The 10,417-nt window shown below is 60.9% G+C and carries 3 protein-coding genes; all 3 read left to right on the forward strand.

The window, feature by feature from the left end; translation table 11 throughout:
- Positions 1–32: 32 nt before the first annotated feature.
- The 3 genes from BM235_RS09805 to BM235_RS09815 all read left to right on the forward strand — a co-directional run bounded on the left by BM235_RS09805 (position 33) and on the right by BM235_RS09815 (position 10,338).
- Positions 33–1,637 (forward strand): ABC transporter substrate-binding protein, encoded by a 1,605-nt coding sequence (locus BM235_RS09805; RefSeq protein ID WP_143106660.1) that lies wholly within the window; start codon positions 33–35, stop codon positions 1,635–1,637.
- A gap of 115 nt (positions 1,638–1,752) precedes the next feature.
- Positions 1,753–7,527 carry a carbohydrate binding domain-containing protein gene (locus BM235_RS09810; protein WP_158543718.1) on the forward strand — a complete coding sequence of 1,925 codons (5,775 nt, stop codon included), beginning with the start codon at positions 1,753–1,755 and terminating at the stop codon, positions 7,525–7,527.
- A gap of 96 nt (positions 7,528–7,623) precedes the next feature.
- Complete coding sequence (locus BM235_RS09815; RefSeq protein WP_158543719.1) at positions 7,624–10,338, forward strand: beta-mannosidase; 2,715 nt, start codon at positions 7,624–7,626, stop codon at positions 10,336–10,338.
- Positions 10,339–10,417 lie beyond the last annotated feature (79 nt).

Raw genomic sequence — 10,417 nt, forward strand, 5'->3', positions numbered from 1 at the left:
ATGAAAGGCAATAGACAAGGGAGGCAATCCGAGTGAGTCCGACAAACCTGAAGAAAGCAAAATGGCTTGGAACGAGTACTTCCGCCATGCTGGCGGCGGCGATTATCGTAAGCGGTTGCAGTTCGAAGGAAGAGGGATCTTCAAGCCCCTCCGCAAGTTCGAGCGCAGGGGAGAGCGCCAGCCCGAGCGCCAGTCCGAGCGGCAGCACGCCTGCTTCGCAGCCGGCGGACACCGGCGGCGATACCAAGGACTTCGTCAAGCTCAGCTGGTATATGCCGAAGCCGATCGACAACATGAAGGATCAAGCGGACGTCGAAGCGGAAGCCAACAAGATCATCAAGGAGAAGCTGAACGCCGAGCTTCATCTCAATCTGATCGACAATGCCGGCTGGGAAGACAAGATGAAGCTGATCTCCGCGGCGGGCGAGCCTTACGACATCGTATTCTCCACGTTTTCCTCCAATCGCATCAGCGACAATGTGCAAAAGGGCGCCTTCCTGCCCCTGGATGAGCTGCTGCAAAAGTACGGCCAAAACATCCTGGCGAAGGTCGACCCTCGCGCCTGGAAAGCGGTCACCTACAAAGGCAAGATCATGGCGATCCCCGCACAGACGCCCTATGCGCCAGCCGGCGCGCACGTTTTCAAGAAGGATATGGTGGAGAAGTACAAATTCGACTACAAGAGCGTCAAGAGCATCAAGGATCTGGAGCCGTTCCTGGCCGAGATCAAGAAAAACGAGCCGAACATGATCCCGCTCCTGGCTACGGCCAACGGTACCGCGGCGGGCGTCAGCTTGTACGATTATACGACGATTACGCCCGGCATCTCCTACAGCGAGAAGGACGGAAAGATCGTCAAGATTCTGGACGTTCCCGAGAACAAGGAGAACTACCGGACGATCAACGATTTCTACAAAAAAGGCTATATTGCCAAGGACGCGGCCATCAAGACGGACTACCTGGCCGAGGCCAAATCGGGCAAGTATGCGGTCATGCGCGACTCGGGCGGTTATACGGAGGACGGCTCGAAGTCGACGGCGACGTACGGCTTCCCGACGGTGGAGACGCTGGCAGGCTATCCGACGATCTCGACCAACTCGATGACTTCCGCCGCGACGGCGATCAGCGCTACCTCCAAGAACCCCGAGCGGGCGATGATGCTGCTCAACGAGATCTGGGGCGACAAGTACCTGCTGAATACGCTGGCCTACGGGGTCGAGGGCAAAAACTATACGGTCAAGTCCGGCACCGTGAAGGACGACAATCCGACGATCGAGGCGACGACCGGCGCGGACCAGACTTGGGCGATCTGGCACAACTGGCTTGGACCGCTGTGGGATCAATGGGATTCGAACTGGAACTCCACCGCCGCGCTCGAAGCGATGAAGAAAAACAACGACAACGGCAAGGCGTCGGGCATCCTCGGCTTCATCTTCAACTCGGAGCCCGTCAAGACGGAGATCGCCCAGGTGAGCGCCATCCAGAAGGAGTCGAATCCGATCCTGACGACCGGCTCGATGCCTGACTTCGAGAAGTACTATACCGATCTGCAGCAGCGTCTGAACGAAGCGGGCATGGACAAGATCATGGCCGAAGCGCAGAAGCAGTTCGATGCCTGGAAGGCGGAAAACAGCTAAACGGAACAATACGGAACGGAACGGTTAGGCAAGGCGGCCCTGCTTCAAGCAAGTCGGGCCGCCTTTTTTATAAGCGCCTGTGCTTCTAATCGAATGCAAAGGGGAATCGATGTTGATGAATCCATGGAGAAACGGATGGACGGCTTTCTGCGCGGCACTGCTTGTATGCGTTTTCTTAATTGTCGCTGCACCTCGTTCCGCGTCGGCGAATACCGCGCCGGAGGGGGCCGCTTACCTGGTGGACGAGGATTTTGCGTTTCTCTCGAACCTGGTGCCGGGGGAGAGCCAGCCGTCCGGCTGGGACATCCGCGCTGCGGGCGGCGCGCTGACGAGCATTTATAACAACACGTTAAAAATCAGCGATGCCAGTACGAAGCTTCCCGTATCGATGAGCCGCAAGTTCCCGGCCCAGAGCGAAGGGACGCTGACGATGGAGTTTCGTTTCAGGCCGTTCAGCGTCATGGGCGGCTTGCATTGCCAGCTGCTCGGCGACAACACGCCCGGCGTCAGCATCGCGACCAGCGCCAGCGGGAGCAATCTCGTGCTGGAGACGTCCGGAGGCGGTACGGTGACCTTGCAGGCGTATGAAGCCAATAAAGAATATGGCGTCAAGGTCATTGCGAATCTGTCCACGCAAAAGGCGGATGTCTACGTCAACGGCATCCTGCGGGCGAGCGCCCAAAATTTTGCGAACGCGGTGTCCGCGCTGAACCGCTTCCAGCTGACGACGGGCGTCGCTTCGACGGGCGACTTCTTCTTTACGCCGCTTCATATCTATAAAGGCTACGCGGTCAACGAAAGGCTGCTGTCGGTGACCCCTGAATCGGGTAACTTGCCGCAGGATTGGACGGCCGCCCTTAACGGAGGCACGATTAAGGTCGCCGAGATGCTCAGCGCCCCGAAGCCGGACGTCAATAGCTTGAAGATCGATGCGTCCGCCTCGACCGGCAGCATGACGCTTGGGAAGAGCTTCGCCGCCATCTCGGGCGATCTGACCGCGGAATACAAGATTTTTATTCCCGCGAAAACGGACGGCCTCGCGGCCGAGCTCAGAAGCGGAAGTACGACGGCGCTCAAGCTGTTCACCTCCAACGGGAAGCTGTCGTACGAAGCCGCAGCGGGAACGCCCGTGGAGCTGTACGACTACAAGGCGAATCTGTGGTATCGCCTTAAGGTGGTTCTGAAGCCGGCCGCGCACAAGGCCGACCTGTACATCAACGGTAAATTGCAGGCAACGGACGTGAATATCGCGGCCGGCATCGCTTCCGTCGACGGTATCCGGTTCTCCACCTCCGCCGCGAACAAGGGCTTGATGTGGATCGACGATATCCTTGTTTATGCGAATACGCCGGAGCCTGCGGATTATGTGCCCGCGCCGGCAGTCGTGAGCACCGGCGATCAGCTCGTCGGGGTGCAGAGCTGCCCGATGTGGCGGGAAGGGCATCATCTGGGCTGGGACGTGATCAATCCGTTCCCGGACCGGACGCCGTATCTGGGCTTCTACGACGAAGGCAATCCGGAGACGGCGGACTGGGAGATCAAGTGGATGCTCGAGCACGGCATCGACTTCCAGATGTCCTGCTGGTTCAGGCCGATCGGGGGAGAAGGCGCGCCGATCAAGGATTCCTACCTGTCCGATGCGCTGGACGACGGCTACTTTAATGCCAAGTACAGCAATATGGCGCACTTTGCCATCATGTGGGAGAACCTGAACTCGGCGGCGAAGGACATCGCCGATTTCCGCGACAATCTGGTCCCCTACTGGATTGAATATTACTTTAAGGACCCCCGGTACTTGAAGGTTGACGAAAAGCCGGTGTTCACCATCTATAACTACGATCAATTCGTCAAACTGGCAGGCGGCACCAAAGAGCTAGCAAAGGATTTGATGGATGATCTGCGGGACGCGGCGCGCGATGCCGGCGTCGGCGAGTTAACCATTCTGAACGTATACAACGGTACGAACGCCCAGGATCTGCAGAACCGCAAGGCCGCGGGCTTCGACGGCGTCTACGCCTATTCGTGGGGCTCCTTCGGCGGGCATCCCGATTTTCAGAAGCTCAAGCTGACGCTGGAAAACAACGCCGGCGTGATGGACGTCATCCCCGGCCTCAGCATGGGCAGGGACGATACCGCCTGGGGGCTGAGCTCGGGGTATTATGCGACCCCGGCCGAATTCAAGTCGCTGGCGCAGTGGACGAAGGACACCTATATTCCGTCGCTGTCGGCGGGCAATCTAGGCAAGAAGCTCGTCATGCTGGACAACTGGAACGAATTCGGGGAAGGCCATTTCATCATGCCGGCAGGGCTCGCGGGCTTCGGCTACGTGGATGCGATCCGCGACGTATTCGCGGGCGTCAGTACCCATACGGATGCCGTGCCGACCGCAACGCAGAAGGCGCGAATCAACGTCCTGTATCCGGAAGGACGCGTCGTGCAGAACCGTACCTTGACGCCTCCGGCGATATCGAGCAATTCGGTCGCCTCGTGGGAATTCAACACGCCGGGCGACAGCGAGGGTTGGAGCGTGCTGAAGCAGATCGACGCGGTGAGCGTCGCGGGCGGCACCTTCACCGGTACCACCAACAACACGGACCCGGGCATCATCTCGGCGGACCATCTGGGGATTAAGGCGGAGGACGCGCCTTATCTCAAGATCCGGATGAAGAACAGCGCGAACGACATCGACGGCAGAGTGTTTTTCACGACGGAGCTGGACGGGGACTGGAACGAGACGAAGGCGATGGGCTTCTACGTGAAGCCGCAGGACGACGGATACACGGATTATTACGTGGAAATGTGGCGGAACAAGAGCTGGACCGGCAATATCCGGCAGATCCGGATCGATCCGATCTCGGCGATCGGCACGATCAGCATCGACTATATCCGGGCAGTCGCGGACGATTCTACGGACATCAAGCTGTATATCGACGGCAAGCGGAAAAACTTCAGCCAGCCGGCGCTCGTGCAGGACGGCGTCGTCATGGTGCCGATCAAGGATATCTGGCTGCAGCTCGGCGTCAGATCCGAGTGGGACGCGGCGAATCAGAAGTTCATCGCAGTCAAGGGAGGCAGCGTCTACGAATTAACGGTCGGCAGTACGACGGCGCTCAAGGACAATCAGTCCATCACGCTCGAACACGCGCCGGTGAAGCTGGCCAACGGAACGGTGCTCGCGCCGCTCTCGTACCTCAAGCAAGCCTTCGGGGCGACCTTGAAGTGGGACGCGGCCGCGCAGAAAATCCAAATCTATCCGGCAGGCGTCGTCTGGGACTTTGAATTCGGAGACGACTGGACGGCGAACGGGCGCATCGCCGGCGGGCAGGCGCTGGGCGGCCGATTCGGCGGCACCTCCTTGGGCGTATCCGGCGGGGTAGAACCTGCGGTCGAATCGCCGGATCAACTGGGGCTGGACGCGTCCACGATCAAGCGGGTCCGCGTGCAGCTCGGCAACCAGACGACAGGCTCGCAAGCGAAGCTCTATTATACGACGGACGCCGATCCCGTATGGAATGCGGCCAAGTCGTTCTCGACCTATATCCTGCCAAGCGATTCGACGCTCCGCGAGTACGTGTTCGATACGAGTTCCGCGGCAGCCTGGACAGGGACGATCAAGCAAATCCGGGTCGTGCCTACGCTGTCGGCCGGCAGCTTCAGCGTCGATTCCGTGCAGCTGGATACGGCAACCTCGCTGCCGATGCCGGGCGCCAACCTTGTCGCGGATCCCGGCATGGAAGGAAGCACGATTCAGGCGCGCGTGCAGAACGGCGCGCTGGGTCTGGACGTCACGCAGTATCACAGCGGCCATCAGTCGCTCAAGGTCGTCAAGGACAGCCGTTACGGCAGCGCTTCCTTCCCGATCGCCGTCACGCAAGGCCAGGAATACCATTATTCGGTCTGGGCGAAGCTCGCGAAGGCGCCGACGCTCACCGAACCGCTGCGGCTTTGCTTGCAGTATACGGTTGACGGCAATACCAAGCAGATGATCATTTACACCAGCGCCGGGCTCTCCGCCGATCAATGGACGCAGCTGCAGGGCAACTACACGATCGCGGAGACCAGTCCCATCTCCAATGTGCTGCTTTACTTTTACACGGAGATCGACGGCACCAACCACGACTACTATCTCGACGATGTCGAAGCGAGGCTCGTGACCTACTCGTCCAGTCCGACATGGACCTATGCGACGGGACTGAGTATCAACCCGACGACGACGATGAACATGGGCGAGACGAAGACGCTCGTTCCGACGTTCCAGCCCTCGAGCAGCGTCAATAACCAAGCGCTGATCTGGAACTCCGACAATCCGGACGTGGCCGTCGTAGACATCAGCGGCACGGTGTTCGCGAAGAAGACGGGAATCGCGAATATTACGGCCAAGGCCATCGACGGCGGATTCACGGCGACGACGGCGGTGACGGTGGCGCTCGGTTCCGGGCAGCCCGCCGGGGCGGTGCTGGGAAGCAATCTCATTCTCAACCCCGACATGGAGGGTGCCGCGATTCCTTCGTCTTATTACGGCTCCAGTGCGGGCGTAGCCTTGACGACGTCGGAGCATCGCCTGGGGACGCAGTCTTTGCAGGTGACGAAGCTGAACAACAACAGATTCGCGTCGTTCTTCATGCCCACATCGATCGAGCAGGGGAAGACGTATTATTACTCGGCCTGGGCCAAACTGGATGCAGCACCCGCGCAGCCTGCGCTGTTCCGGATTTGCCTGCAATATAAGGTGGACGGCGTCGGGAAGCAGATATATATATTCACCAGCGCGCCGCTGCTCAGGGGGGGCTGGACGCAAGCATCGGGCTTTTGGAAAATCGATGAGCCGGGGACGGTCAGCGATGTCCGGGTATACCTGTATACGGAACAAAGCGGTCCGGTGCAAACCTTCTACGTCGACGATATCGAGGTTCGTCCGGTCCTTGCAGACAGTACCCCGCCGGTCACGACGGCCGCGCTGAATCCGTCGGCGCCCGACGGTCCGGGCGGCGCGTATAACGGCCCGGTTACGCTGACGCTTGCGGCATCGGACAGCGTGTCCAGCGTCGCGCAGACCGTGTACAGCGTCGATAACGGGACGACATGGGCCCCGTACACGGCGCCGCTGGCGTTCGGCAAACAGGGCTCGTATACGATTCTTTACAAGTCGACCGACCTGGCGGGCAATGCCGAGACGCAGCAGAGCGTAAGCTTCAGCCTGGCCGCGACGGTGACCACGGTCTCCCTGCAGGATAGCGCGGGACAGCCGCTGAGCGGCGGCACGGTCAAGTATTACGACGGCAGCTGGAAGGACTTGGGGACGACGGACGCCTCGGGGCAGGCGACGAAGGCGCTGCCGGAGCGGAGCTATATTTTCTCCGTGACCTATCTAGGCACGACCAAGCAGTTGACGCAAAATACGGCGACAGGTCCCGCGTCCGTCGTCTTCCAGACGGTAAAAGCGAAGGTGCAACTCAAGGACAGTCAGGGCAATCCGCTGAACGACGCCGTCGCGAAGGTATATGCCGGAGGCAGCTGGCAGACGATCGGCACGACTGCGGGCGGCGAAACGACGAAGGAGCTGCTGTCGGGCACGTATACGTTCGGCATTACCTATGACGGCGTGTACAAGGAAAAGAGCCAGAACGTTGGCGACGATCCGGCCGTGGTATTCCAGACGGCGAGCGTTCTCATCCAACTGAAGGATGCCGGCGGCAGCCCGGTGAACGGCGGCACGGCCAAGGTGTATGCGGGCGGCAGCTGGCGGACGATCGGCAGCACGGCGGGCGGCGAGATCCGCTTGGAACTGCTGCCCGGCTCGTATACGTTCGGCATGACGTACGGAACGGCGCTCGCGAACATCGTGAAGGATATCGGGACGGATCCGACCGTCGTGTTCCAACTGCCTTAATCGTATAAGAACGCAAGAGGATGCTCCCGCCGGACCCTGGCCATGCGCGTCGGTCCGCGTCGGAGAGCATCCTCTTTTTGGGGAGGAAGATTGAAAATGAGAAGATCGATAGAGCTGACAGGCGCTTGGCAACTGAAAGGCGAAGGCATAGACCCTTCGGGAAAGGAAGCGAGCATCGCGATCGATGCGCAGATTCCCGGTCATGTGCACCAGGATCTGCTCGCGGCGGGCCTGATCGCGGATCCGGGTTACCGCAAGCAGGCGGACGATTGCCAGTGGGTGGAGCATTGGCGGTGGACGTACAGCCGGACGTTCGAGCTTGAGCGATTGGAGCCGGGACGTCCCCTGCTGGAATTCGAAGGGCTGGATACGTTCGCGGAAATCGAGGTGAACGGCGTCCGGCTCGCCCGGACCGACAACATGTTCGTCCGCTACCATTTCGACGTGTCGGGGCTGCTGCGGGAAGGCACGAACGAGCTCGTGGTGCGGTTCCGGACGGTCGCGGAAGGGCTTGCGGGCAAGTCGTACGCCGGTCTCGGCGCAGCCTTCACGAACGAGCGGCTGTTCGTCAGGCGCATGCAATGCACGTTCGGCTGGGACTGGGTGGGGCGCCTCGTCAGCTACGGCATATGGCGGCCGGTTCGTCTCGTGTTCGAAGACGTGGCGGCGATCGACGATCTCTTCGTGTACACGAACGCTTTGGACGCGCGAGGCGCGTCCCTTGCCGTCGCGGTCGAGACGCGCAGCCGCGCCGAAGAGCCGCTGCGGCTGTCGCTTGCGATAGAGGGTCCGTCCGGCGGAATCGTCTGGCAGGCCGAGCGCCGGCTGAACGGCGGCAAGCTGGAGCTGACGGCCGATCTGACGGAGCCGGAGCTGTGGTGGCCGGCGGGGTACGGCGGCCAGCCGCTGTATACGCTCGTCGCAAAGCTGTACGACAAGTCGGGATTGCTCGACGAGCGTTCTCGCGCGTTCGGCATCCGGACGGTGCGCATCGAGCAGCTCGCGGACCGGACGGGAAGCGCAGAGGCGCGGATGACCGAAAAGATTCGCTCGCAAGTCATGATAGGGGATGCGAACGCCGACAATCCGGACGGCATGGTCTGGGAGGCGAACGGCGACCGCCCTGGCAGCGGCTTCCGTTTGCTGGTCAACGGCGTTCCCGTCTTTTGCAAGGGAGCCAATTGGGTGCCGTGCGATCCCTTCCCCTCGCGCGTTCCGGACTCGCGGTACGAGCACCTGCTCCGGCTCGCCCGAGATGCCGGCATGACGATGCTCCGCTGCTGGGGCGGCGGCATCTACGAGCCGGAGCCGTTCTGGGACTGGTGCGACCGGCTCGGGATCGTCGTCGTCCAGGACTTTATGATGGCATGCGGGACTTATCCCGAGTCGGACCGGGATTGGAAGGCATCGCTGACGGTCGAGATCGAGGGCGTCATCCGTTCGCTGCGGAATCGTCCCAGTCTCGTCTGGTGGAACGGCGACAATGAAAACGGCATGTTCGCAGCCGAGGATGACTCGGATTATCCGGGTCGGAGCATCGCCGAACGAATCACGGGCCGGCTGTGCGCCGCGCTCGATCCGTCCAGACTGTTTCAACCCACGAGTCCTTTCGGCGGCAGCACCAACAATTCGTTTACGATCGGCACCGCGCACTATACGGGGGCGTTATTCGAGATGTTCGACGTGTTCCGCAATACGGATTTGCGCGACTACCGCTCTTACTTTGCCGGCCTGTTAAGTCGATTCTGTCCGGAGTTTCCGATGTTCGGCACGCCGGAGGTTCATACGCTGCGGCGGATGATGAACGACGAGGATCTGGCCGATCCGGCGTATGACATGCTCGAATACCATACGAAGAATCATCCGGGGCTAAAGGATTTCTCGCTCTTCCGTGCGCTCGAGACGCTGGCCGACAAGCTTGCCCCGCCCGCCGCGTCGAATGTCGAGCAGATCCAGCGCATGTCGTTCGTTCAGCACGAGCTTACCCGGCTGATCTTGGAGGCCTACAGGCGCAACCGGCATTACGCGGGGGGCATCCTGTTCTGGATGTATAACGATTGCTGGCCGGCGAGCGGCTGGAGCCTGGTCGATTATTACGGGTACCCGAAGGGCGGGTATTACGGATTCCGAAAAGCGGCCCGGCCGGTGATCGCTTCGATCGAAAAAAACGCGGCGGCCGGGACGTACGATTGTTGGGTATGCAGCGACAAGCCCGAGGAGATCCGGGGAACGGGGATGCTGCGCGTGCTGAAGCTTGACGGCTCGGCCGAAGACGCCGAGGTCTGGTCCAGGACGTTCGACTTCGGGGTGGAGGCGGGCGCTTCGGCAGTTGCTGCGGGGATTCCGGCGGCTGAGATGGATGCGCTGCTCGATCATCGCCACGTGCTGGTCATGGATATAGCCGGCGACTTTGGCGGCGATCGCTGCATCTATTTCGCGGGACTGCCGGCGGAAATGAAGCTCGCGCCTTCCGGTTTGCGGATCGCGTCCCGTGCAGGCGGGCCTGAGGCCGGAAGCGTGACCGTCGCGGCGGACCGCTATGCCAAAGCCGTACTCCTGCATGGCGCGTTCGTCTTTTCGGACAATTACTTCGATCTGCTGCCGGGAGAAAGCAGGACGATCGAGTACCGTAGTCTGAAGGCAGCGACCTATGCCGACGAACCGGGAGCCAAAGCAGGAGACGCGGGCGCGGGAGCCGAAGCGGGTGAGGAATCGGCAATCGAAGCGGGAGACGCGGGAGTCGAAGCAGGCGAGAAATCGACAATCGAAGCGGGCGAAGCGCCGGCGATCGAGCTGATCGCCTGGAACTGATTCGGCGCCGAAGCGGCGATACAAGGGCTATCGCGCAAAAGTACACGATCGAGAGCCGCACCTGTTCGTCGTTCCGCCT

The organism is Cohnella sp. OV330 (genome assembly GCF_900112065.1).
In the GTDB taxonomy this organism is placed as follows: Bacteria; Bacillota; Bacilli; order Paenibacillales; family Paenibacillaceae; genus Cohnella.